Source organism: Pseudomonas salomonii (assembly GCF_900107155.1).
In the GTDB taxonomy this organism is placed as follows: domain Bacteria; phylum Pseudomonadota; class Gammaproteobacteria; order Pseudomonadales; family Pseudomonadaceae; genus Aquipseudomonas; species Aquipseudomonas salomonii.
Window position 1 is genome coordinate 287,708 of the sequence record NZ_FNOX01000005.1, and the last position, 24,800, is coordinate 312,507.

Annotated in this window: 19 protein-coding genes; 11 read left to right on the plus strand and 8 right to left on the minus strand. The window is 59.5% G+C overall.

The window, feature by feature from the left end:
- Nucleotides 1-47: 47 nt before the first annotated feature.
- The 3 genes from BLV67_RS13750 to BLV67_RS13760 form a co-directional block, all read right to left on the minus strand.
- A complete protein-coding gene (locus tag BLV67_RS13750) occupies nucleotides 48-914 on the minus strand; it encodes a DUF6279 family lipoprotein (protein WP_069788086.1) in 867 nt (288 codons plus the stop codon).
- Nucleotides 915-980: 66 nt separating this feature from the next.
- A complete protein-coding gene (locus BLV67_RS13755; RefSeq protein ID WP_069788052.1) occupies nucleotides 981-1,703 on the minus strand; it encodes a TorF family putative porin in 723 nt (240 codons plus the stop codon).
- A 207-nt stretch (nucleotides 1,704-1,910) separates the two neighbouring features.
- The gene (locus BLV67_RS13760; protein ID WP_003193095.1) at nucleotides 1,911-2,090 is read right to left on the minus strand and encodes a hypothetical protein; all 180 of its coding nucleotides are present in this window, start codon (nucleotides 2,088-2,090) and stop codon (nucleotides 1,911-1,913) included.
- Nucleotides 2,091-2,414: 324 nt separating this feature from the next.
- On the opposite strand from BLV67_RS13760, the gene BLV67_RS13765 reads away from it, so the two are divergent.
- The 3 genes from BLV67_RS13765 (at nucleotide 2,415) to BLV67_RS13775 (ending at nucleotide 5,343) form a co-directional block, all read left to right on the plus strand.
- Nucleotides 2,415-3,251 (plus strand): CvfB family protein, encoded by an 837-nt coding sequence (locus tag BLV67_RS13765; protein WP_028617391.1) that lies wholly within the window; start codon nucleotides 2,415-2,417, stop codon nucleotides 3,249-3,251.
- Nucleotides 3,252-3,303: 52 nt separating this feature from the next.
- On the plus strand, nucleotides 3,304-3,702 hold the full coding sequence (locus BLV67_RS13770; protein ID WP_058422121.1) for a DUF2177 family protein: 399 nt from the start codon (nucleotides 3,304-3,306) through the stop codon (nucleotides 3,700-3,702).
- A gap of 198 nt (nucleotides 3,703-3,900) precedes the next feature.
- A complete protein-coding gene (locus tag BLV67_RS13775) occupies nucleotides 3,901-5,343 on the plus strand; it encodes an NCS1 family nucleobase:cation symporter-1 (protein ID WP_069788053.1) in 1,443 nt (480 codons plus the stop codon).
- Here the strand turns inward: BLV67_RS13775 and BLV67_RS13780 are convergent.
- Nucleotides 5,255-6,454 (minus strand): MFS transporter, encoded by a 1,200-nt coding sequence (locus BLV67_RS13780; RefSeq protein ID WP_065929804.1) that lies wholly within the window; start codon nucleotides 6,452-6,454, stop codon nucleotides 5,255-5,257. The genes BLV67_RS13775 and BLV67_RS13780 overlap by 89 nt on opposite strands.
- A 103-nt stretch (nucleotides 6,455-6,557) precedes the next feature.
- Between BLV67_RS13780 and ptrR the strand changes: the two genes are divergently transcribed.
- The 3 genes from ptrR (at nucleotide 6,558) to BLV67_RS13790 (ending at nucleotide 10,119) form a co-directional block, all read left to right on the plus strand.
- Nucleotides 6,558-7,451, plus strand: coding sequence for a putrescine utilization regulator PtrR (ptrR, locus tag BLV67_RS13785; RefSeq protein ID WP_056861481.1), 894 nt, complete (start codon nucleotides 6,558-6,560; stop codon nucleotides 7,449-7,451).
- Between the two features lie 142 nt (nucleotides 7,452-7,593).
- The gene (locus BLV67_RS33495) at nucleotides 7,594-7,716 is read left to right on the plus strand and encodes a PA1414 family protein (RefSeq protein WP_017134862.1); all 123 of its coding nucleotides are present in this window, start codon (nucleotides 7,594-7,596) and stop codon (nucleotides 7,714-7,716) included.
- A 318-nt stretch (nucleotides 7,717-8,034) separates the two neighbouring features.
- Entirely contained in the window at nucleotides 8,035-10,119 is a 2,085-nt protein-coding gene (locus tag BLV67_RS13790; RefSeq protein ID WP_069788054.1) for an FAD-dependent oxidoreductase, read from the plus strand.
- Nucleotides 10,120-10,189: 70 nt separating this feature from the next.
- On the opposite strand, the gene BLV67_RS13795 is transcribed toward BLV67_RS13790, so the two are convergent.
- The 4 genes from BLV67_RS13795 to speB are packed head-to-tail and all read right to left on the minus strand — an operon-like array spanning nucleotide 10,190 to nucleotide 14,510.
- The gene (locus BLV67_RS13795; RefSeq protein ID WP_056861480.1) at nucleotides 10,190-11,572 is read right to left on the minus strand and encodes a sodium:solute symporter family protein; all 1,383 of its coding nucleotides are present in this window, start codon (nucleotides 11,570-11,572) and stop codon (nucleotides 10,190-10,192) included.
- A 35-nt stretch (nucleotides 11,573-11,607) separates the two neighbouring features.
- Nucleotides 11,608-13,119: a purine-cytosine permease family protein gene (locus tag BLV67_RS13800; protein ID WP_069788055.1), complete on the minus strand. Its 1,512-nt coding sequence runs from the start codon at nucleotides 13,117-13,119 to the stop codon at nucleotides 11,608-11,610.
- A 21-nt stretch (nucleotides 13,120-13,140) separates the two neighbouring features.
- Nucleotides 13,141-13,560: a YybH family protein gene (locus BLV67_RS13805; RefSeq protein ID WP_069788056.1), complete on the minus strand. Its 420-nt coding sequence runs from the start codon at nucleotides 13,558-13,560 to the stop codon at nucleotides 13,141-13,143.
- A complete protein-coding gene (gene speB, locus BLV67_RS13810) occupies nucleotides 13,560-14,510 on the minus strand; it encodes an agmatinase (RefSeq protein WP_056861477.1) in 951 nt (316 codons plus the stop codon). Before speB ends, BLV67_RS13805 begins: the two co-directional genes overlap by 1 nt.
- 280 nt (nucleotides 14,511-14,790) lie before the next feature.
- On the opposite strand from speB, the gene BLV67_RS13815 reads away from it, so the two are divergent.
- The 5 genes from BLV67_RS13815 to rlmD all read left to right on the plus strand — a co-directional run bounded on the left by BLV67_RS13815 (nucleotide 14,791) and on the right by rlmD (nucleotide 24,654).
- On the plus strand, nucleotides 14,791-15,684 hold the full coding sequence (locus BLV67_RS13815; protein WP_024076785.1) for a LysR family transcriptional regulator: 894 nt from the start codon (nucleotides 14,791-14,793) through the stop codon (nucleotides 15,682-15,684).
- A 6-nt stretch (nucleotides 15,685-15,690) separates the two neighbouring features.
- Complete coding sequence (locus BLV67_RS13820; RefSeq protein WP_065929799.1) at nucleotides 15,691-16,290, plus strand: tRNA-uridine aminocarboxypropyltransferase; 600 nt, start codon at nucleotides 15,691-15,693, stop codon at nucleotides 16,288-16,290.
- 164 nt (nucleotides 16,291-16,454) lie between these two features.
- Nucleotides 16,455-22,292: an NEL-type E3 ubiquitin ligase domain-containing protein gene (locus tag BLV67_RS13825; RefSeq protein WP_244160716.1), complete on the plus strand. Its 5,838-nt coding sequence runs from the start codon at nucleotides 16,455-16,457 to the stop codon at nucleotides 22,290-22,292.
- A 107-nt stretch (nucleotides 22,293-22,399) separates the two neighbouring features.
- Complete coding sequence (gene cysM / locus BLV67_RS13830) at nucleotides 22,400-23,302, plus strand: cysteine synthase CysM (RefSeq protein WP_056861474.1); 903 nt, start codon at nucleotides 22,400-22,402, stop codon at nucleotides 23,300-23,302.
- Nucleotides 23,302-24,654 (plus strand): 23S rRNA (uracil(1939)-C(5))-methyltransferase RlmD, encoded by a 1,353-nt coding sequence (gene rlmD / locus BLV67_RS13835; protein ID WP_065929797.1) that lies wholly within the window; start codon nucleotides 23,302-23,304, stop codon nucleotides 24,652-24,654. Before cysM ends, rlmD begins: the two co-directional genes overlap by 1 nt.
- Nucleotides 24,655-24,800 lie beyond the last annotated feature (146 nt).

Here is a 24,800-nt window from a genome sequence, read left to right on the forward strand (position 1 = left end):
TTCATCGACTGATTCACCGCATTCGCGAGCAAGCTCGCTCCCACATTTTAAATCGAGGCGGCCTTGAGGCATTTGAGGGCCTGAAAGTCACTGCGAACCTTGCCGATTTTTTGTGTGAGTGTCTGGCGCTGCTGCGCCGTGCTTTCGGCCATCAAGTCGATGATGAGGCCGCGGGCAGCGGCTTCGGTCTGTGCATAGGCGGTGCGGTATTGCGGGGTCCACAGGCTCTCGCGGTCGACCAGCAACTGTTGGATTTTCTGTGGGAAGTCAGCGCTGTGACGCTGCTGCAAGGCGTCGATAAATTGCGCCTGCCAATGGGCGCGATTACCGATCCACTCCCGATTCTGTTCACCCAGCGCGATTGACCATGCCGTCACTCGGTTCTGCTGGCTGGCACTCAGCGGCCCCATCCACGCATCCAGGCGTTTGCTCATGCGCTCGGCGCGCTCTTTGATCTGCTGAGCCAGCGGCGGTTTGAGGTATTCGTCCTGGCGCTTGCGCAGGTCTTTGGCCAGCGCATCACCCATGTCTTTGACTTGTTGATCATCCAGGCCCTGCAGCAACTGGACGGCTGACGGCGTGATCTCGCGGGCAACCTCGGCGATGGCTTGTTTGGCTTCGACGGTGCGCGCTTGCAGCGCGGCGTCGGTGATCTGGTTGTTGTCGACCATTTGTTGCAGGCGATCAAGCCAGTCCAGGTAGCCCGGCAGTTGAGTGGTGCAGTGCCAGGCCAGGTGTTCCTTGAGGGTGTCATTGAACCAGCTCTTTTGCCCGGCGTTCATGTCCAAGTAGTCGTTGAGGGTCCAGGGGATGATCACATCAAGGTTGCGGTAGGCCAGGCCTACGCGATTGCAGCCGGCGAGCACCAGGCTCAACGTCAGTAATACCACCAGTAATTTGAGCCGACGCAGCATGGGCGTGTCCTTGCGCAGGAAGGGTTCATGCATGTGAACCTGCGCGGGGCGCGACAGTTCAGCCCATCAATAAAACGACCGTGCGGCCTTCAAGGTCAACAGGCCGTCGCATTGCGAATTGTGTCCGGAGTAGGCCGAGCAGTCGCCGCCACTGAGGCTGGAACCGCTGTAGATCAGGTCCAGGTCCACGCCTTTCCAGGCGCGGGAGAACTGCACCGACCAGTCGCTGAAGCTGCTGATGGTGCCGCCTTCTACCACCGCCGGCGTGCCGAGTTGGTGGGTGGTGTATTTCATGCTGACGCCGATGCCGAACGGCTGCGTACCGCCGAGGTCGGCAAACAGCGTGCTGTCCTGGCGATCCGGGTCGTTGCTGAAGGACACGCCGAAGCGATTGCCCAGCAGGTTCAGGCCGCCGTAGAACTCCTGGCTGTCGAGCGGGCTGAGCTTGGGGTAGCTGTAGTGGATCATGCCCACTTCATAGCCCAGGGTCTGGTCGAAGGGGCGCTTGAAGCCCATGTAGGAGTCAAGTTCGAGGTTGTTGGCTGAGGACAGGCCCATATTGGGCGAAAACTGGCCGAAATACAGGCCGCTGTCGTGGCTCAGGTCCAGGCCGCCGTGGAAGGAATCGCTGCCCGGCGAGGTGGGCTTGACCAAGCCCTGGGCCATGCTGCGGCTGGGCGTGGTGCCCAATTTGAGGTCGAAATCACCCAGTTCACGCTGAAAAATCTGCGCGTGTGCGAGGGGGCTTGCCGCAAGGGCAGCGATGAGAAACAAGCAGGGCTTGAGCATGCTTCACTCCATGAAAAGCGAGGAGCAGTTACGAAAAAATCGGACAGATGCCCGTGCTAGACGGGTGCAAGCATACCGGCGAATGCCTCGCGGTGAGCCCCGTTCGTCGATTGGTGCATCAGGAGATGTAGCAGAAGGGTGTTTCAGACTCTAGTCCTGGCGCCTTGAAAGGCAAGGCGCTTAGGAGCTAGATGCGACGCGCGGGTATTACTTTTTGCCCAGGCTGATCTGCTTGGACGGGCCGAAAGTCTGGCCGCTCACGCCCTTGGCAATTTGCTGGATTTCGCCACCGGACTTGAGGAAAGCAGCAATTTGGCTGTTGATCGATTCGCTGGTTTCAACGGCGGGAGCTGGCTTTGCTTTGCTATTGGATGCTTTTACGCGCATGGCGGCCACTAACCTGTAGAAAATTAACTTGGCCAGGCATCGTACAGGAAATACTTGACAATTGCTTGGCAAATATCCCCTGGGAATTACGCGAGCCGCTGTAATCGGCCAAAGTTTGACCTTTAAATAAACCGCTAACTTACTGTTTTAACTCGAAACCACAGGGTTTGTTCGGCTGCTGGCCACCGGCAAAATTCGATCGATTGATCAGACGAGCGGGGCGGTGCCATTACCCGGCCACGCTGGCCCGCGATTTTTCAGGCGCACGCGCGTGGCGGCCGCAACTCGGGTAGAATGCCGCCCACGTAACGAAGGTATCTGGAAATGGCTTTAGTCGGGCGCTACAACAGCTTGCAAGTGGTTAAACACACTAACTTTGGTTTGTACCTGGATGGTGCGCAAGATGGCGAAATCCTCTTGCCTAATCGGTATATCCCCAAGGATATTCCCAGTGAAGATGAAGACTGGCTTAACGTTTTCATTTATCTGGACAGCGATGACAAACTTATCGCGACGACTGAAAAACCGAAAGTTCAAGTCGGCGAATTCGCCAGTTTGAAAGTCGTCGAAGTCAACAGCATCGGCGTCTTCCTCGACTGGGGTTTGCCAAAAGACCTGTTGCTGCCGTATTCGGAAGAGAAACGCCAGTTGACCGCCGGTGAATACTGCGTGGTGCACGTCTACCTCGACAAGCACACCAAACGCATCACCGCCACCGCGCGACTTGACCGCTACCTGGATAAGACGCCTGCCAACTACCAGGTGGGCCAGGAAGTCGACCTGCTGGTGGCCGAAGCCACCGACATGGGCTTCAAGGCGATCATCAACAACAAGCACTGGGGCCTGATCCACAAGAACGAAGTGTTCAAGTTCCTGCGCCCGGGCAAGGAAGAGAAAGGTTTTATCAAAGAGATCCGCGCCGATGGCAACATCAGCCTGAGCCTGCAGCCGGTCGGCCAGGAAGCGGCCTCCAGCCTCAACTCGAAGATCCTCGCCAAGTTGCGTGAAAACAACGGCAGCCTGCCGGTCAGCGACAAGAGCGACCCGGCGGTGATCAGTAATTTGTTCGGTGTCAGCAAAGGCAACTTCAAGAAGGCCATTGGTGCGCTCTACAAGCAGGGCCAGATTGTGATTCACGCCGATCGCATTGAACTAAGCTGATCGCGTTTTGCTCTTCTGTAGGTGCCGCTCGGCGCCTACAGAGGCTGCAACCATGACCCGCAAACTATGCTTCGCTTACCTCGGCACCTTACTCGCGTTTCTGGTGCTCGACGGCCTCTGGCTCGGCGTCTTCATGGGCCCGACCTACAAATCCCTGCTCGGCGCGCTGATGCTTGATCAGCCCCGCTGGCTGCCCGCCGTGCTGTTTTATCTGCTGTATGCCCTCGGCTGCGTGGTGTTCGTGGTCCTGCAAAGCGGCAGTTGGCAACGAGCAGCACGCCTTGGCGCTCTGCTCGGCCTGGTGGCCTACGGCACCTATGACCTGAGCAACTGGGCCACGCTGCAAGGCTGGTCAGCCGGGTTGGCGCTGATGGACATGGCCTGGGGCACCTTCCTGACGGCGGTCTGCTGCAGTGTCGGCTATCTGTGTGCACATCGGGTGCAGCGTTGATTGTGTACAGGATTGACCTGCACCGTTGCTGAGCACAACCCCCGCCTATAGGCGCTCGCAAACCTCTTTGGAACGCCGTTTTAGAGAGATTGTGTGCCATTGGCACGCATTCTGCTGACTACCTCGTATACAAACCATGCCGCCTCCCGTATGCACACCGTTACGGCAGCGCAGGCCGGTATTTCGAGGAGCCAAGCGATGACCGAACAATTGCCCAAAGGCTACAGCCCGCGCCTGTACAACCAGGACCTCGGGCCGCTGCCGCAAAAGTGGACCTGGTACAACATTCTCGCCTTCTGGATGAGCGACGTGCACAGCGTCGGCGGCTACGTGTTCGCCGCCAGCCTGTTTGCCCTTGGGCTGGCCAGTTGGCAGGTGTTGATCGCCTTGCTCGCCGGCATTTGCATCGTGCAGTTGATTGCCAACCTGGTGGCCAAGCCGAGCCAGCAAGCGGCGGTGCCATATCCGGTCATCTGCCGGCTGGCATTTGGCGTGTTTGGGGCGAATATTCCGGCGGTGATTCGTGGTTTGATCGCCGTGGCCTGGTACGGCATCCAGACGTACCTGGCGTCGAGTGCCTTGATTATCGTAGTGCTGCGCTTTTTTCCACAGATGGCGGTGTATGCAGAGCCGCACTTTGCGGGCCTGTCTTACCTGGGCTGGTTTGGTTTCCTCAGCTTATGGGCGTTGCAGGCAGCCGTATTCTGGGCGGGCATGGAGTCCATCCGCCGCTTTATCGACTGGGCGGGGCCAGTGGTCTATGCGGTGATGTTTGCCCTGGCCGGCTGGATTGTGTGGAAGGCAGGTTGGTCGAATATCAGTTTCACTCTGGCGGAAAAATCCCTGTCAGGCTGGCAGGCGTTTGGCCAAGTGATTGTGGCGACGGCGCTGGTGGTGTCGTACTTCTCCGGGCCTACGCTCAATTTCGGTGATTTCAGCCGCTACTGCCGCAGCATGCACGACGTGCGACGTGGCAATTTCTGGGGGCTGCCGGTTAACTTCCTGGCGTTCTCGCTGGTGACCGTCGTCATCGTGTCGGGCACCTTGCCGGTGTTTGGCGAAATGTTGCATGACCCCATCGCCACGGTTTCGCGCATCGACAACAGCATGGCCGTGCTGCTCGGCGCCTTTGCCTTCGTGACCGCCACAATCGGCATCAACATTGTCGCCAACTTCGTGTCACCGGCGTTTGATTTCGCCAACGTCGCGCCGAGCAAGATCAGTTGGCGCGCGGGTGGCATGATCGCGGCCGTGGCCTCGATCTTTATCACGCCGTGGAACCTGTTCAACAACCCGCTGATGATCCACTACACCCTGGATATCCTCGCCGCGTTTATCGGGCCGCTGTTCGGGATTTTGATCGTGGACTTCTACCTGATCAAGAAGCAGAAAATCGACGTGGATGCCCTGTTCGACGACAGCCCGAGCGGCCGTTATTACTTCGACGGCGGCGTGAACTGGACAGCCGTCAAAGCCTTGGTGCCGGCGACGCTGGTGGGCGTCGCGATCACCTTCACGCCCGCGTTGCAGGGCATGGCCAATTTCGCCTGGTTTACCGGGTGTTTCCTGGGAGGGCTGTTTTTCCTGGTGCTGGCACGGCGTGAACAGGTTCGTGCGCCAAGGTCGCTGGTTGCCGGTTGACCAACACCGCACCTGCCACCACCAAGCCGCAACCGGCAAAGATCAAGGCCGGTTGCAGGCCGCCGCTCACGTGGCTGCTCACCGAGGCCAGTAATGGGCCGCACAATTGGCCGATAGCAAAACTGGCGGTGAGCAGCCCGGTGCTGCGCTGGTAGCCGTGGGGCGCCACCTCGCGCAAACGCGCCATCACCAGTTGCATGCACGCCAGGAACGGCGCACCACACAGCAGCACACCCAGCGCCAGGCCCCAGCCATTGCCCAGCAGGCAGGCGAATACGCCGGCCGCTTGCAGCCACAAGGTCGTCATCAACCAGCGGCGGGTGGTGTTCGGGTCCTTGCGCCGCAGGCTCGCCACCACTACACCCAGCGCCGCCGCCAGGCCAAAGCACGGCCAGAACAGGTCGGCTTGCCAGGCGCCTTTGAACTGCGCGCTGGCCATCTGCGACAAGAAGGTCGCGGGGATGATGTAGCCCAGGCCATACAAGAAGTAGATCCAGCACAGGTGTGCAATGCTGGCGTTGCTGCCCGCGCGGGTGGCATGGGCCACCGTCACGGTCGGCTTCGGTAAAAAGGGCAGGATGGCCAGCAACATCACCAATGCCACCACGCCATAGACCAGCCACAAGGTCGCAGAGTCTTCGCCCAACAGATTGGAGCCCAGTGCCAGCAACCCGGTCAGCAGAATCCCCAAGCCCGGTCCGGCAAACACTAAGGCCCCCAAACGTGGACGCCCGGCGGCAATCGCCAGCGGCTGGCTCAGACTGGTGATCATCACCAGCGCCCAGGCGCTCGCCACGCCAGTGCCAAAGCGCAGCAGTAAATGCGGCCAGAACCCATGCGCCCAATATGACCCCAGAGTCAGCAGCACGCACAGCCACAGCCCGCCATACAAACGCGCTTTTATGTGGTGATGGCTGCGGGCGAAGATCGAGTCCACCGCGCCGACGAAATAGCCCAGGTAGTTGGCGGCCGCAATCAGGCCGGCGCCGGTCAGGTCAATCTGCCCCTCGCTGAGCAAATGTGGCATCTGCGGGGTGAGGGCGAAGCGCCCAATGCCCATGGCCATCATCAGGGCGATAAAGCTGGCCGTTAAGCGAATCAGCGGTGACATGTGCAGGTGTCCTAAGGGGTAGCGAATGACCGTAGGCTAAAGCGGATTGACTTTCTGTAAAAATGAATAATAGTGAGTAACTTGTTCAGTTGTGGAGAAAGATATGGAGTTCAGTCAATTGCGCATCTTCCAGGCCGTGGCGGAAGAGGGCTCCATCACCCGCGCGGCTGAGCGCCTGCATCGCGTGCCCTCGAATCTGTCGACACGGCTCAAGCAAATGGAGGAGCAATTGGGCGTCGAGTTGTTCGTGCGCGAACGCCAGCGCTTGCAGCTTTCTCCCGCAGGCAAAGTGTTGCTGGACTACAGCACCCGTCTGCTGGCGCTGCATGATGAAGCCCACGGCGCGGTGCAAGGAGGGCAACCGGCGGGCGATTTTGTGCTGGGCAGCATGTACAGCACGGCCGCCGTGCATTTACCCAAGTTGCTGGCGCGCTATCACAAGGCGTATCCGATGGTGAACCTCCAGGTGCAATCGGCGCCCAGCGGCGAGTTGCTAGAGGGCTTGATCACCGGGCGTCTGGACGCGGCCTTCGTGGATGGCCCGATAACGATCGCGACGCTGGACGGCGTGCCCCTGTGCGAAGAGCGCCTGGTGATCATCTGCGAGGCGGATCACCCGCCCGTGCGTGGCCCCCAGGATGTCGCCGGCCGTTCGGTGTTCACCTTCCGACGCAGCTGCGCCTACCGTGCGCGCCTGGAAACCTGGTTTTCCCACGAGCGTGTGGCCATGGGGCGTGCCATCGAGATCGAGTCTTACCAAGGCATGCTCGCCTGCGTGATCGCCGGCTCCGGCGTGGCATTGATGTCAGAATCAATGCTCGACAGCCTGCCAGGCAAGGACAGCGTGTCCGTTCATCCGTTGACCGGGCCTTTTGCCACTGCCACCACCTGGTTGATGTGGCGCAAGGGCATGCTCGGCGCTAACCTCAATGCATGGATCGATCTGCAACAAGAGGGCAAGGCCGATTTCCTGCAAGACACGCGCGCGATTGCTTGAACGATCCGTCAGGATTCGGATCAATCCTGTAATAGTTCGTTGTGGTTTCGTTCAAGCATTACGTAAGACTTAGAGCTACTATCACTGTAGGAAAAGGCGACAGAACTCCCGCCTAGCCGCATTACCCTCAAAGGGGGCAACCATGAAAGAGAAAATTCAAAACTGGCTCCACGACCTCGGCGTTGCGCTGGGCCTGATTGAACCGCCGCTGCAGCCTATTCCGATTCGCACGGATGACGAGCAGCGTCGTCCGCGTCGCCGCTAAGCTCAGGTAGCAACAGGTTTAGAATGTGGGAGTGGGCTTGCCCGCGATACTGGTGTATGAGTCGATAAAAACTTGACTGACACAGCGCTATCGCGGGCAAGCCCGCTCCCACAGTTGTTTTGTGCAAGGTAAAAAAACGGGCGCGACATGCGACGTTTCTTTCGCGACAACAGCTCTCATAACTCTAAGTGTCGGAACCGGACTACCTGTTCTTCAGAATCGGCTGGCTTATTTCAATCCAAATTATGCGCTTAGGTTGCAACCAAGCACGTAGCTTTCCTCGGATTAAAAGTAAGTCAGCGTTCCTGGAGACAAGCAATGAAGCTCTCTTGCGTTCCCCCAGTTGCCGCGTCATTGATCGCCACCACCGGAAATGTTCTGCACATCGCCCCAGTGTCCAGAGGCTGGAAGGCTGATGCGCCCGCCAACGTCGTATTTTTCCCACCTACACTGACCAAGCAAGCGCTGCTCATGCAGATAGGGCTTTTGCGGCCTTCAACCCTCATTGTCGGGGACCAGATTATCGATGCGGACGTCATCGACCAATGGCGCATATCCCACCCATTTGGAACCCTCCATTTAGTCCGCAGGGGAACGAGTCTGGATAAGGTGGCACTTGAACTGTGTGCGCTGAACGATATACGAGTGGTCAATACGCCTGGGGTCAATGCTGCGCATGTCGCAGCCTATATCGCCTATTGGTTGACACTGGCCGATGGTTCCATGCCCCGCGATGTTTGCGTGATGGGATATGGCAATGTGGGAAAAGAACTTGTCCGGTTGTTACTTGATCGAGATCCGGATGTTCGGATCAAGGTTATCAACAGACAAGGGCGAGCGCCGGATAGCAGCGGCAACACCCTGTGCCATTCCAGAGTGTCATTTGTCGCAGACTGGCGCGGGGCATTGCATGACGCTTATGCCGTGGCCATTTGCCTGTCCCTGAACGATGAATCCGCTCATCGCATTGATCGGTCTCTCATCCAGGGTTTACATAAAAACGCTCGCCTCGTCTGCGTCGCCAAGCCGGACGTCTTCAGCGATGACGCTTTGCAGAGCCTGGCAACGGCTGAAGATATGCAGCTGGTATTGGACTACGGCCCTAAGACACTGGACGCGTTTCGAATACGCACCCAAACACTCGGCTGCAATGTCTGCACGTGGCGCAAACCGGCGACGCTGACGACCCAGGCGGCAACCACCGAAGCCTGCAAATGCGACCTGGATTACGCGGTCTCTGTTCAGTTGAGCTTGATGGCCCTGCGCGGCGTGGTCAGCCGCAGATTGACGCATTCGATGACGATCCCCGCTGAGCAGGCAGATACAGGTGCGCCGCGCGTATCGATCATCGGCCGAGGAGTCAACGGCCTTTTCCAAGCCCTGATGTTCCGCCTGGCCAATTATGAAGTTATGGTTTACGGAGGAAATCAGTCTAGTGATGGCGCCAGTCATAAGCCTGTGAACATGCGTCATCTGTCAGCAACCGAGACGACGGCAAAGCCGCTGCACAACGCTTATCTGACGCCCGCTAATCAGCATTTAGCCGTTGAGTGCAATCGCGCAGGCATCGAGCTATTCGAAAAGTTCCTGGCCGACAACCCCTCGCTGGCGCAATTCGCGCGGCCAGGGATTGTGCGCGCCTACGGTGATAAGGCCAGTGATGTAGAGGCCGCAATCCGCGAGCAAAAGGCGATCGAACATAGGTGCTGGCCAAGCGGCAAGCGGGGAGGTGAAGCTGTCGAGATCAGTCAACGTCAATTTCAGACAAATTATGGAATCCCAGGGATCGGTCGAGCTATTCAGGTATCGGGCTACGAGCTGGAATTTACCCGGCTAATGGATGAGTTAGTAACGCTGTTGCAGCGCTCTGGGGTTCAGTTTCGACCCGAGTACCTAAACCCTGTCCAAATTGCTGATCTGAGCAGAGAACACTTTGTCGTCACGGCTATGGGCATAGAAGAACCGGAAGCTATCGCAATCATCGGCTGGTTTTTCAAGCTGCGTGCTGTCGGCGGTGAAGGTGCCGAAATGCATGGACTCAAGCTGCAATACGATCTGCCAATTGGCGTCATGAATTGCCGTCTGGACGAGGGCTGCATTCTTGTCTCTGGCGGGCAAGTTCCTCCCGATTCGACGCCGGAATGCAAGGCGCAGATATTGACGGCATGCCTGGACGTTGTTTCTCGGCACTTTCCAGTGTCTTATCGCAGGGCAATCGAAAGAGGCGATTTGCAAATCATCGAATGCGCCAGGCCCGGCACCGCAGACGGTCTCTCAATCGTCCACTGGTCCGCCTACAACCAAATCGTGGCCGGGGCAACGTATGCCGGGGGCACCACGCAGGGATTGTTATGGGCCTCCCTGGTCCAGGAAATCATTCAGGCGAAAGCGCCTGATAATTGAAGAATAAAAAAACGGGCGCGACATCCGACGTCGCGCCCGCTGAAGAAACCGCTTTAAATTCCGTTACCTGTCAAATGGCCCGAGCTACCGAAGCCTCTGGCCGGCGCGACAACAAGCTCACCAGCACAAAACTCACCAGCCCAATCGCCAGGCTGTAGTAGATCGGCGTGTTCGCGTCCAGGCCGTCTTTGAACATAAACACCAGCGCCGTCACAAAGCCCAAGGTCATGGAAGCAATGGCGCCGGAGGTGGTGGCGCGTTTCCAGAAAATCGCGCCCATCAGCGGGATCAGCATGCCGCCCACCAACAGGTTGTAGGCCAGGGTCAGGGCGCTGATCACGTCGTTGACCACCAGCGCGATACCCAGCACGGCGATACCGGTCAGCATCGTAAACAGACGGTTGATGTTCAGGCTCGATTGCTTGCCGCCGCGCAGGCGTGGCAGCAAGTCCTCGGTCAATACAGTGGACGCGGCGAGCAGGCCGGCGCTGGCGGTGGACATCATCGCGGCCAGTGCGGCGGCGATCACCAGGCCGCGAATACCGTCGGGCAGCGAGGCTTTGACGATGGCGGCGAAGGCGTTGTTGACGTTGTCCAGGTTCGGCAGCAGCACATGCGCGGCCATGCCGATCAGGGCGCAGGCCAGGCCGTAGAGGATGCAGTAGAAACCGGCGAACGTGCCTGCGTATTGGGCGACCTTTTCGTCACGGGCGGTGAACACACGTTGCCAGATGTCCTGGCCGATCAGGATGCCGAAGAAGTAGATCATGAAGTAGGTGATGATCGTGTCCCAGCCGATTTCGGTGAAGCTGAAGTTCGACGCTGGCAGCTTGGCCACCAGTTGATCCCAGCCGCCGACGCGGTACAGGCAGATCGGCAGCAGGATAAACATCAGGCCGACGGTCTTGATCACGAACTGCACGATATCGGTCAGGGTCAGCGACCACATGCCGCCGATGGTCGAATACACCACCACCACGCCACCGCCAAGCAGCACCGAGACCCAGAACGGCAGGCCGAACAGCACTTGCAGCACGGTGCCGATGGCCAGGATCGAGGTCACGCCGATCATCAGCGCGTAGGCCAGCATGATCACCGCACTCGCTTGGCGGGCCATGGGGTTGTAGCGTTTTTCCAGCACCTGGGTGACGGTGAAAATCTTTAACTTGAGCAGCGGCTTGGCCAGGAACAGGTTCAGCGCGATGATCCCCGCGCCCAGTGCGGCGCACAGCCAGAAGCCGGAAATGCCATGTACATAACCCAGGCGCACGGTGCCGACGGTGGACGCGCCGCCCAATACCGTAGCGGCCATGGTGCCCATGTACAGCGACGGGCCAAGGTTGCGGCCGGCCACCAGGTAGTCTTCGTGGGTCTTGGCGCGACGCATGCCGTAATAGCCGAGCACAAGCATGCCGGCGGCGTAGATGAGTACGACGAATAAATCCAAAGCCATGACGGCGAGTCTCCGATTATGGTTTTTATGGGCGATCAGGCGGCTTGTTGCAGCGCCGGGTTAACGTGCGAATCCGTGCGCCGGCTGCGAGGGTCGGCCGGGCCATAAACCGAAGCCGGTTCCGGAAACACACGAAGCAAGCTCAGGTACACCACCGACGCCAGCCCCAGGGTCACTGGCAGGCTGATATCGATGCCATCGGCCAGGTTGCCCAGCGGCCCGACAAATTGCCCCGGCAGGTTGACGAAGCACAGGCCCACCACTGCGCTCGGGATCCAGGCGCCCAGGCCGCGCCAGTTCCAGCCGTGGCTGAACCAGTAGCGCCCGCCGGTTTCACCGCGAGTGAACACTTGCAAGTCGTCCGGGCAGTAGAAGCCCCGGCGCACGATCAGGCCGATGATCATCATCACCATCCACGGCGTGGTGCAGGTGATGATCAGCACAGCGAAGGTCGACACGCTTTGCACCAGGTTGGCGGCGAAACGTCCGATAAAGATGAAGGCAATCGACATTACCCCGATCAGCAACGTGGCCTTGACCCGCGACAGCAAGCGCGGGAACACACTGGACATGTCCAGCCCGGTGCCATACAGCGAGGTGGTGCCGGTGGACATGCCGCCGATCACCGCGATCAGGCACACCGGCAGGAAGAACCAGCTCGGTGATACGGCCAGCAAACCGCCGACATAGTTGTTGGCCGCGATGTAGTCCGGCGCCTTGATCGCCACGATGGTCGCGGTGGCCAGGCCGAACAGGAATGGAATCAAGGTGGCGATCTGCGCCAGCACCACCGCCAGCATGATGCGCATTTTCGGCGTCTCACGCGGGATGTAGCGCGACCAGTCTCCCAAAAACGCCCCGAAGGAAATCGGGTTGCTCATGGCCACCAGTGCCGAGCCGATGAAGGCAGCCCAGAAGCCAGCCTGGCCCAAGGCGACGGTGCCGGCGAAGTGGCTGTCGAACGCTGGCGCGAAGGCGAAGATGCCCAGCAGGAACAGCAGGCTCGCCGCCCACACCGCAATGCGGTTGACCCACAGCATGAAGCGAAAGCCGTAGATGCACACGGTCAGTACCAGCAGGGCAAACAGGCCATAAGCCAAGCCCAGGGTCAGGTCGGTTTCCGGCAGGCCAATCAGACGTTTCGCACCACCGACCAGCGCATCACCCGAACTCCACACCGACAGTGAGAAGAAGGCAATCGCCGTCAGCAGCGACAGAAACGAGCCGACAATTCGCCCGTGCACACCAAAATGCGCACCGGAAGACACGGCGTTGTTGGTGCCGTTGATCGGCCCGAACAGGCCCATCGGCGCCAGGATCAGCGCGCCCACCAGCACCCCCAGCACAATCGCCCAGACACCGGCCTGGAACGACAAGCCGAACAGCACCGGAAACGAGCCCAGCACGGCGGTGGCAAAGGTGTTGGCACCGCCGAAGATCAGGCGAAACAGATCCTTGGGCCCGGCGCTGCGTTCGTGGTCCGGGATCTGTTCGACCCCGTTGGTTTCTATTTTGCGAATACTGTTTTCGTTGTTTTTATTATTCATGATCAGCTCCGATCACATTGGCTAAGGGGGCGGCAGCCCTTCCGGCATAGCGGACAAATGTTCGTGACAGGCCAGCCACAGGCCTTGTTGTTCTAGGTGAGACGCTTGCCGTTTGAAGACAATGGTCTCGCGCTTCTGGCTAAAAAATTGCTCCCCGTTCATGCGCAGCTCGGTGGCCACGTCATGAATAAAAATCGCCACGTCACCTTGCAGGCTGACCACGGCATTGCTTGAGCTGCAGGACAGCACCTCAAACTCCTCGTCCGCGCGCCAGCTGTCCCACAACGCCTGGTAGGCATCGCGGCTCAGCAGCGGTTGGGGCAGGGTGTAGAACACGAAGCTGGCATCGGCGCTGAACGCGCCAAAGTAAGCCTCGCGGTCATTCGCGGCGAAGGCCGCCACCAGATCGGCGGCGGCTTTCAACACCTCATGGGCGCTCATCAGCGGTGCGCCACGCCGGGCAGTACGCAGAGCATCTCGTACAACAGGTTGGCACCGAGCAGCGAGGTGTTGCCGGTGGTGTCGTAAGGCGGCGAGACTTCTACCAGGTCGCAACCAACCAGGTCGAGGCCCTGGCAACCACGGATGATCTCGATCGCCTGGATGGTGGTCAGCCCGCCGATTTCCGGGGTGCCGGTGCCAGGTGCCCAGGCCGGGTCGATGCCGTCGATATCAAAGCTCAGGTACACCGGGCCGCCACCGACTTTTTCCCGCACTTCGGCCATCAGCGGCGCGAGGGAGTGGTGCCAGCATTCTTCGGCCTGGACCACACGGAAGCCCTGTTTGCGGCTCCAGTTGAAGTCTTCGGCGGTGTAGCCCTGGGCGCGCAAGCCGATTTGCACGACGCGGTCGCAATCGAGCAGGCCTTCCTCCACGGCGCGGCGGAAGGTGGTGCCGTGGGCGATTTTCTCACCGAACATATGGTCGTTGACGTCAGCGTGGGCATCGATGTGCACCAGCCCGACCTTGCCGTGTTTTTTGTGGATAGCGCGCAGGATCGGCAGGGTGATGGTGTGGTCGCCGCCCAGGGTCATGGGGATTACGTCGTGCTCAAGGATCTCGTCGTAGGCTTCTTCGATGATGCGCACGGCGTCGAGCAGGTTGAAGGTGTTGATCGCCACGTCGCCAATGTCGGCGACCGACAGTGAGTCGAACGGTGCGGCGCCGGTGGCCATGTTGTAAGGACGGATCATCACCGATTCGGCGCGGATTTCACGCGGCCCGAAGCGGGTGCCGGCGCGCAGCGAGGTACCGATATCCAGGGGCACGCCGACAAATGCGGCGTCCAGGCCCTTGGCCGTCTGCAGGTGGGGAAGTCGCATCATGGTGGCGATGCCGGCGAAGCGCGGCATTTCGTTGCCGCCCAGTGGTTGGTGAAAAATCTTGTCCACGGGAGTGCCTCATCGTTGTTTTGTTTATTAGTGGCCGATTCTGCGAAAAGCCCGTGGCGGGAAGAATCGGCAGAGGCAAATACTTAGTTCAGATTTTTCTAAACTAATGGCTCAGGTAAACTCTGTGGCCCAGCAGGTCTTTCCTGCCGAACGCGGTTCAAAAATGTGGGAGCGGGCTTGCTCGCGAATGCGCTTTATCAGTCTCAGATGTATTAACTGAACCACCGCATTCGCGAGCAAGCCCGCTCCCACAGGTTTTTGTGTGTCCTCTGGAGACCCTATGGCCAACGCCTTGCCCGACCTGAAACTCCTGCGCATCTTCGTCAGCGTCGTGCGGCACCAGGGGTTCGCCAATGCTCAGCACGAACTCAACCTGTCGACGTCGGCCATCAGCACCTACATGAGCCAACTCGAATCGGCCCTGGGCCTGGTGCTGTGCCATCGCGGCCGGGGCGGTTTCAGCCTGACCAGCAAGGGCGAGCTGTTTCATCAGGAAACCTTGCGTCTTTTAGGTGAGCTCGAAGGCTTCGAACAATACGCCGCCGCTCTCAAGGGCGAACTGCGCGGCACCCTCAAGCTGGGCGTGCTCGACTCCACCGTCAGCGACAAGGCTTTGCCGTTCGCCGAAGTGATCGGTGCCTACAGCCTCGAACACCCGGCCGTGCACCTGCATCTGTCGGTGATGAGCCCTTACGAGCTGCAACTGGGCGTGCAGGACAACCGCCTGGATTTGGCCATCGGCGCCTTTTCCAACCGCATGAGCGGGCTGGTCTACATGCCGCTGTACCGTGAACAGCATTGGTTGTATTGCAGCACGCGTCACCCTTTGTTCAACGAACGGCGTATCCCCGAGCAGGTGATCACCCAGCAGCGCATGGTCGGCCGAGGCTATTGGAGCCAGGCCGAGCTGGCGCGGCATGGTTTCAAACACAGTGCGGCCACCGTGGAAAGTATGGAAGCTCAGTTGATTCTGGTGCTGTCCGGCGCCTACATCGGTTACCTGCCCGAGCACTACGCCCAGGCCTGGGCCGACAAGGGCGACCTGCGCGTCTTGCTGCCGGCAACCTTCGGCTACCAGGCGCCGTTCTCGATGATCATGCGCCGAGGCCGCAGCCGCGAACCGCTGATCCAGACTTTCCGCGATCTACTCAAAGCCCAGCTCAACCAGGCCTGATAAACCATGTCCAGACCCCAATGCCCTCGCTGCCTCAGGCCGGTTACTCACTGTCTGTGCGCGCTGATCCCCAGCCTCGACAGCCGCACCCGCATCTTGCTCTTGCAGCACCCGAGTGAGGTCAATCACGCGCTCAATACCGCGCGGTTGGCGGCACTGGGCTTGAACAATGCGCAGTTGGTGGTGGGCGAGGTGTTTGACGACCTGGCCACGCTACTGAGCCCGCCGGGTTATCAGGCACGTCTGCTGTTCCCGGCGGACAATGCTGAGCCGTTGCAAACCTGCACGCCGAGCGATCAACCGCTGTTACTGGTGGTGCCCGATGGCACTTGGCGCAAGGCGCGCAAACTGCTGCACCTCAACCCGCTGTTGGCGGCTTTGCCGCGCGTGACCCTGGCGGGTGAACGCGTCTCGCGTTATCGGTTGCGCAAGGCACCCGGCCCGGGCGCGTTGTCGACGGTGGAAGCGATCGTGCAAGCGTTGCAGGTACTCGAAGCCCCGGCTTCATTCGATGCATTGCTCAAGCCGTTCGATGCACTGATCGAAGGTCAGATTGCGGCGATGGGGGAGGCGGTCTACCAGCGTAATCACGTAGAGCCTACATAGCTACCGCCCGGCGTAAGCACCGTTGGATAGGCTCGTCATTTATCACACCCCCCGAGGGAAAAATGACAGAGCCTGACGTGACACCCCCAGCCCCGGATACGTTATCTGCGTATATCGAGGAACAACAAGCGCTAGGGCCGTTGATGTCTGGCGCCGAGTGGTCCATGACGCGCGTCCTGATGCCTTTGCGCAAGTCTCTCGAGCGCTTTTACGGCTGCCTCGATGTGCAGCAGCAGCAAGACTACGTCCGTTTGCAAAAGGCCTGCATCCGCGCGCAAACCGCTTTCGAAGCGGCCATTGATCAACTCGGTGCCGACCTGGAAGCCACCTCGTTGTCGACGCTGAGGGCAGCACTGAAAAAACTCGCCGGTAAAGAGGTCGATCCCAAGGTCGCCCGTATCCATACCCGCTACGTGAAACCGGCTGTTACATCGACGCCAAACAACCCGGCTCTGAGGGTTCCCCGCGTTGCGGATGACCGCGTAGACAGCCCGGGGCTGTCCAGCGTCACGCTGTGGGAGGCCGCGTGCATGAACTACGGCGGTTTGTCGGGATGGGGGTTTGCGGGGCATGTCAGCCTGGAGGAGGCCAGTTACCTGGATTCGAATGTCGGAATCAGCGCGGCGGATTTTATCAAATTGGTGCGCGACCTCAATCTTGGCACGCTGTTGCGCAAGCGCCTGGATAGCGCGCTGCAGAGCTCCACGCAATTGGGCGCGCAGGTAATGGCGCTGGCAACCGCAGAGCTTGAATTTGCGCTGATAGAGGCCTTGAGGACCAGCGACCGAAGCCGCGTTGACCGGGAAAAATACCAGGCTGTGGTGAGTGCGTTGTCAGACAAGTCGCTTTGGGGGGTTACCCAGGAAGTGAAAATGTTCATTCCCCATGGCCCGGACAATACCAATGGGACCGAACGCTATGGCCTGCTCGGCGTCTACACGGACCTGCCAAGAGGCGACTACCTGAGCATTCCCTATGTGATTTTTTCCGTCAAAGACTGCAAAGGTGTGTTCAGCTATTTTCCCGACCGGCCGGGTGGCGCCCTCAGGCACTACGACAAATTTTCGGAGGCGTCCAAAGAGTTTTACGTCGGCTTCAAGGCGTTCCATACGCGTAAAGAAATGGGGTGGTTGTATCAGTCCATGTCGCTGCCGGATTATGCGCGCTTGAGCGCCAGGTCAGCCAAAGAAAGCATGCCGGAGGGGCTAGATGCCTTTGCCCGGTTCTTGTACCGGTTGTTCGGGCGTGCACGCAAGCTTACTCAGGTCGACCACCTCGGCTACAAGCCCGAGAGCGTTTACAACGCACCAACAGTCAGCCTGTATCGTTTTTACATCGAGCGTTGCCGAGCCAACCTCAAGGTATTGGCGCATGAAACGCCGGGCATCATGGCCACCTTGCTGGAGTTTTCCCAGACACTGTTCGGTGAAATCATCAGCCTGCTGTTGATCCCGGTGCCAGGGCCTTTGAAAGGTCTGGGGCGGTTGAGAGCGTTCGCCATGTTCACTTCAATAGGGCAGGCACTTTTCCAGGGGCTGCAGAAGGATGGTCGTGGCGACTTGGTGCAAGCGGCGATGGATGTCGCTGACTTGCTCAGCAGCAGGTTCCTGCACGCACGTTTGGCCCCGACTGTCAGGCGCCGGCATCAAGCGTTGTATGAGCGGTTGGCCCAGCAAAGCAAACCGCTGACCGCCGCCGAGCGCGAGAGCCAGACTGACGGTCAACTGCTGGAAAAAATGCTGGGCGCCAGCGATGTGCCGCCACAAGAGCTGGAACGGATCGTTACCCTCAGCAACAGCTCGAGAGCCGACCTGGACCAGGTCTGGGAGGGAGCACCGCCCTCGGCATCGCTGGTTGAGGCAGTGCGTCGGTTTAACGTCGACCGGCTGATCGACTGGGCAGTCGAGGGGGCCGACGCCAGACGTCCCGAGGCAATGGGGGCGGTTGAGATTCTCGCTCCGCTGCTCACCCAGCATAAGGATTGGCCGAAAAGCACTGCCTTGAGCATTCAAAATCCGCATGGTGTGGAAGTGCGGCGCTATAGCAAACGTGCGGACCATAAGACCACGGCGGTGGTCACGGTAACCGCGTTGGAAGGCGATCTGTTTGCTCATTCAACGCCACGGCGGATTACCCTGAGTTTGCCCCAGGCCATTGTCGATTTGCTCCCCGAGGTTTTTTTATCGGGCGAGACGACGTTGGCCGAACAACTGGCCGGCAAGGCCGACGCGTTGCGATTGGATCTGTTTGAGGCGCTCACGGAATATGCCAATGCCAGTCGCTCTGCGGCCCCGACCGTGTCTGAGGCAGTGCTTCGATTACTGCCTGACAGTGTGGCCGACGATACCCCTGCGCACGCGGTGATCGAGCAGTTACACACATTGCACCCGCTGTTGAGCCGGGCACGCTTGCTGGAGGTAGTGCGCCAACACCCGTTGTCGGAACATCAGCAGACACAACTCCTGCACTCGCAATTTCAACCCGAAGCGCTTTACACCGCGCTGCGCGCTGCTCGTCAGATAGCACGCGCAGAAGCCATGGTTGACGGCGTACTCCATCCTCGGCGCTTCAATCAAGACACTCAGGGCTGGGCCACAGAGTTTGCCGCCGGGGCACTGCGTGACCTGACCGGCCAGGTACTGATCATCAGCCCTCAAGCGCAAGCGATACCTTATGTTTCGCGAGGGCCGCTGGACAAAACCATTGTCGTGATCGACCACGGGGGCGGACAGTTCTCACTGTATGACGCTCAATCGCCCACCCCACGGGCGACCGAAACCGATGATTTGTACCAAACGGTCGTGAGCCAAATCTCTGAACACGACCTGCTACGGTTGAAGTGGGACGCGCAGAGCGCCGCCTCTCAGTTCCGTTACGCAGTGGCCCGGACCTTGCTCGACAACCTTACGTCCGATGGCAGGTTTTATCCGTCACGCCGGGAGATCGGGCAGTACGCCAGCGTGGTCGAGACGTCAAATATTGTGCCCGAGCCTGACGCGCTCGGCCTCTACAGCCTGGGTGCCGATCGCTACCTGTTTATCGACGGCGAGTATTTCAAGGTCGTCCAGGGCCAAGGGCTTGAGCCCTGGCGTATTCAACACCCGTCCCTGGAGCAGGCTTATGCACCCGTGCTGACCCACAACGGTGCCGGCGCCTGGCGTCACGAATGGGAAAACCCACTGACCTGGGACGGGCAGAAACCGTTTCAGCGTCTCGGGCCTTGGGTGCGTGAATTGACGCCGGATGCCATTGTGCAGATCCAGCAGATCAGTGGCGTGACGCCGGCTATCCTGCGCCGGGTGCATGTACGTAACGAGCGCCCCCCGCTCATCTTGCGCGAGACGGTTGAGCGTTTCACGATTCATCAGCGGGTCAAATCGGGTGTGGAGGTCGGGCGGGACTTTTACGACGAGCTGCTCGGTGAGGTCGGGCCTGAGGCTGCCGACGCATTGGCCGGGGTGACGGCGGCGTCTCGCGCCGATCAAGTCGCGCTGCTGGAATCCAGGGTGGTCGAGGACAAGCCACAGATGGAGCGGCTTTTTTTCAAGGCGCTGTGTCATAAGGCAGAGCAGTCATCCGAGCCTTTGGCGCAGGTGCTGCAACGTGATTTTCCCAGCTTGTCTGCGACAGTTGCCGAGAGCCTGGCGCGTCAAGCCTCGGCTGATGAGAGGCAGAGCCTGGAGGCCGGCCGCGTTCCCTTGACCCTTACGCCTTATATCCGCTGGTACCTCAAAGCGTTGCGCAGAGCCAGGGCTGTGGAGGGGGTGTATCTGCCTGCGGCGATGAATGAAGACAGTGCGAAGTTAATCCTGCACACATTGCCGGATATATCCGGGTGGCCATCCCATTTGCGGGTTGAGGTGTGGGAGCGCGCAGTGCTGATCGACAGTATCGGCCCCACCGATGGGCCTCTCAAACGCGTACTGGAGTCAGTGGCTGGTCATTACCAGGCGTATATCCCCCACACAGATGGCAGTCGGCAATCAGTGGGAGTTCCTGGGCATCTCCTGCCTGTTCTGTTAGGCGCGCTGCCGGCCCTGGAACGTCAGGCATTTGGCTACACCCATGCGTCCGGCGTCGAAGAGCTGGTGCAGGAGATTGGTCAGCGCTTGGGACGCAAAGAGGTATTGGCGGACAACGTGCTCAACATCGGCTGGCCCACTTGGCACAACCCACCCAGGCGCGTGGCCGACGGGCGAGTGGGTTATCCGCTGAGCGGCGAGGGCAGGTCAGGCGGCGTGAACCGTGGACAAGTAGCCCGATTTCGCCAGTTGTTTCCGACAAAGTCCGATACCGAGGCCGCCGAGATACTCCAGAACGTGAGTGATTCCTTCCAGGATCGCGAGGACATAATCAATTATTTGTTCAAGGAACAAGACACCTTGAAGGCCAGCCTTGAGCGTTGGTGTTTGTTGGGCGAACCCGCGAACCTTAAGGCCCAACTTGAAGCTTCCGAGCGCATTCTGAAGTGCTGGCGCAAAGAAGACTCTCCTCGAGGTGTGCCATTCGAGTTGTACCTCGACGGCTTGTCTCTCAACGGCCTGCCGGAGTTGAGTGCGCATTTTGGCCATGTGGTGAAATTGAGTGTCAGAAACAATCAGTTGCAAGATTTGCCGGCTAAATTCCTGAGGTGTTTCCCCGCGTTGCGTGTGCTTCAGCTAGACGGTAACCGGTTGAAAAATTTGCCGCGAGGTTTGGGGCAACTGATGTATCTGCATCGACTTACGTTGTCCCATAACCGCATCAAACCCACTATTTCGGATGTCATGAGTCTTCAGGAATTGACCGGCTTGACGGTACTCGATCTGTCCTGCAATCCGATCGGGTTTGGCCAAAGGTTAAAGTTGTATCCCCTCAAACGGCTCAGACAACTGATGCTTAGAGATGCCAGGCTTGATGTGCTGCCCTTGGGGGCAGTGACGCTCGAACAACTGCGCACCTTCGACCTGCGCGATAACCGGTTCGGGGTCCTGACCGATTCTGATCTCTACATCAATGAAAACGTGCTGCGCGCAATGAACCTGCATGGCAATGCTCTTTCTCAGGCCAGCTTGCGGCTGCTCAGCCAATATCGGACGCGGCCGGGTTATCAGAATATTGATTTTGGCCTGTGGCGCGACGGTGCCTTGCCGCTCCCTTCGATTGAGCGTTGGCTGACGTCGGTCCCTTTGAACCAAGTGGCGTTGTGGCGGGCTGAGTGGGCGTTGTTGGTGGGTGAGCAGATGGCAGATCGTTTTTTTAACCTGTTGTGGAACCTGTCTTCTCATCCGCTGTTGATTTCGCCGGAGCATCAAGCCTTGCGCCAGGACGTTACGCAGCGAGTCTGGCAGGTGATTGAAGGTGCAAATCACAACCGGGACTTGCAACAGATCCTTTTTCGCACGCCCTTGAATTACATGAGCGGTGGTATTGATGGCTGGTTGTTGTGCCTCAATGACATCGAACTGGCGATGCTGCCGGTGAAGATGCTGGCTGGAAACGTTGACGTCGCAGGCGCGGATTTTGTGAATTATTTTCGGGCTCTGCGCAGGATAAGTTCCATCGCCTATCACCTGTCACGGGAATTTGCGCAGTTATCCGCTCCAGAGCTGTGCGTGCAGATCCTGGCGTATCGAATCGCATTGGCCCCCAGCCTGGACTTGCCTCTGGCATTGCCCGGGCGGTTTGACGCGGCTACGGCAGTACCCAGTGCCAGGTCCGTGAATGAACTGCGTCAACGTATTATGCGTGAGGAGCTGCACCTCAATGAGCCTGAGCGACTCGCAAGTGAGGAGTATTGGGTGGGGTTTCTGAAGCTTAAGTACCCGCAGCGTTTTGACGCAGCGCTCAAGCCATATCAGCTTGCGTTGGAGGAGGCGAACGAAAAAGTGGCAACTGGCATCATGAGCGAAGATGCGTACAACAACTACGCAAAAAGCCTGGTTGTGCCAGCGAACAACGCTGAGGCTGACGTGATTAGCGAATTGACCCTTGAGCAATGGAACGCTTTCGGGATCGGGTAACTCACTGCTTATGCCTTTAAGCCATAAGCACCACACTTTGCGTGATATGGCCCGCCGGCCTTTCCCGGTATGATGTTCGCCCCCGCAGTCTGGATTGCGAATACGCCATGACCTTGCAGTACCCTACAATCGCCGATTGCGTCGGCAACACACCCCTGGTCCGCTTGCAACGCATGGCGGGTGAAACCAGCAATACCCTGTTGCTCAAGCTCGAAGGCAACAACCCGGCCGGTTCCGTCAAGGACCGCCCGGCGTTGTCGATGATCACCCGCGCCGAGTTGCGCGGGCAGATCAAGCCCGGTGACACCCTGATCGAAGCCACCTCGGGTAACACCGGTATCGCCCTGGCCATGGCCGCGGCGATCAAGGGTTACAAGATGGTGCTGATCATGCCCGACAACGGCAGCGCCGAGCGCAAGGCAGCGATGACCGCCTACGGCGCCCAACTTATCCTGGTCACCCAGGAAGAGGGCATGGAAGGTGCGCGCGACCTCGCCGAGCGCATGGCCGCCGAAGGCCGTGGCGTGGTGCTGGACCAGTTCGCCAACGGCGATAACCCCGAGGCGCATTACACCAGTACCGGCCCGGAAATCTGGCGCCAGACCAACGGTTCCATCACCCATTTCGTCAGTTCCATGGGCACCACCGGCACCATCATGGGTAATTCGCGCTACCTCAAGGAGCAGAACCCGGCGATCCAGATCGTCGGCCTGCAACCGATGGAAGGCGCGGCCATTCCCGGTATCCGTCGTTGGCCTGAAGAGTACCTGCCGAAGATCTACAACGCGGCGCGTGTAGACCGCATCATCGACATGGCCCAGCGTGAAGCCGAAGACACCACCCGCCGCCTGGCGCGCGAAGAAGGCATCTTCTGCGGCGTGTCCTCCGGTGGCGCTGTGGCCGGTATGTTGCGCTTGTCCAAAGAAGTTGAAAACGCGGTGATCGTCGCGATCATCTGTGACCGAGGCGACCGCTACCTGTCGACCGGCATCTTCGACGAACCCAACTGATGGCCAAGCACGAGAGAGGCCTGCGCTTTCAGCCGACGGGCGGCAGTCGCGCCCCGCAGATTCCGGTGGGCAAGAAACAACGCCTGACTATCGAGCGCCTGGCCAACGATGGCCGCGGTATTGTGTTTTTCGAAGGCCGCACCTGGTTCGTCAATGGCGCGCTCGCCGGCGAAGAAGTCGAAGCGCGGGTGCTGGGCGCCCACGGCAAAATCGTCGAGGCCCGCACCGAGCGTGTGTTCAAGGCCAGCGAGTTGCGTCGCCCGGCACCGTGCGCGCACTTCGGCCGCTGCGGCGGTTGCAGCGTGCAGCACTTGCCCCATGACGAACAACTTGCCCTGAAACAGCGCATGCTCGCCGAGCAACTGTCCCGTGTGGCCGGTGTCGAACCGCAAGCGTGGGCCGCACCCTTGAGCGGGCCGGAATTCGGCTACCGTCGCCGCGCCCGTGTGGCGGTGCGCTGGGATGCCAGGGCCAAACAGCTTGAGGTGGGTTTTCGCGCCGTGGCCAGCCAGGATATCGTCGCCATTGATGATTGCCCGGTGCTGGTACAAGCCTTGCAACCGATCATGCAGCGTTTGCCGAACATGCTGCGCCGCCTGAGCAAGCCTCAGGCGTTGGGGCATGTGGAGTTGTTCAGTGGTTCGGCGATTGCCGTGTTGCTGCGGCATATGGCGCCATTGTCCGAGGCGGACCTGCAGGTATTGAACGAATTTTGCACCTTCCATCAAGCCCAGTTGTGGCTGCATGGCGAGGGCCAGCCGGAGCCGGTAGAACCGGGTCAGGCGCTGGGTTTTAGACTGGCGGCGTGGGATCTGGAACTGGCTTACCGTCCGGGAGATTTTGTCCAGGTCAACGCAGGCGTCAACGATGCGATGGTTGCCCAGGCCTTGGAATGGCTGGCGCCACAGCCCGAAGACCGGGTGTTGGACCTGTTTTGCGGGCTGGGCAACTTTGCCCTGCCGCTGGCCAAACAGGTGCGCGAAGTGGTGGCGGTGGAGGGTGTGCAGACCATGGTCGAGCGAGCGGCGCTGAACGCCCTCAGCAATAATTTGCATAATGTGCAGTTTTTTCAGGCCGATCTGTCCCAGCCTTTGAGCGACGCACAATGGGCCAAACAGGGCTTTTCTGCGGTACTCTTGGACCCACCCCGTGACGGTGCCCTGGAGGTTGTGCGCAAGCTTGCCACTCTGGGAGCCAAGCGTCTGGTGTATGTGTCCTGCAACCCGGCCACGCTGGCGCGGGACACGGTTGAGTTGGTCAAGCAAGGCTACCGGCTAAAACGTGCCGGGATCCTCGACATGTTTCCGCAGACAGCGCATGTCGAGGCCATGGCGTTATTTGAAGCGGGCTAGGATGCCCGTTTAATCCGACTGGCCTGTCGTCTCCTGGGCCGTGACCTGTCAGGGAGTGGGACCTAGCCTAATGGTTGCACCGCTAGGGTTACGCAGCAGGTCAGCGATGATTTTTGGCGCATCCAAGGTGCGTCGTAGGGAAGGTA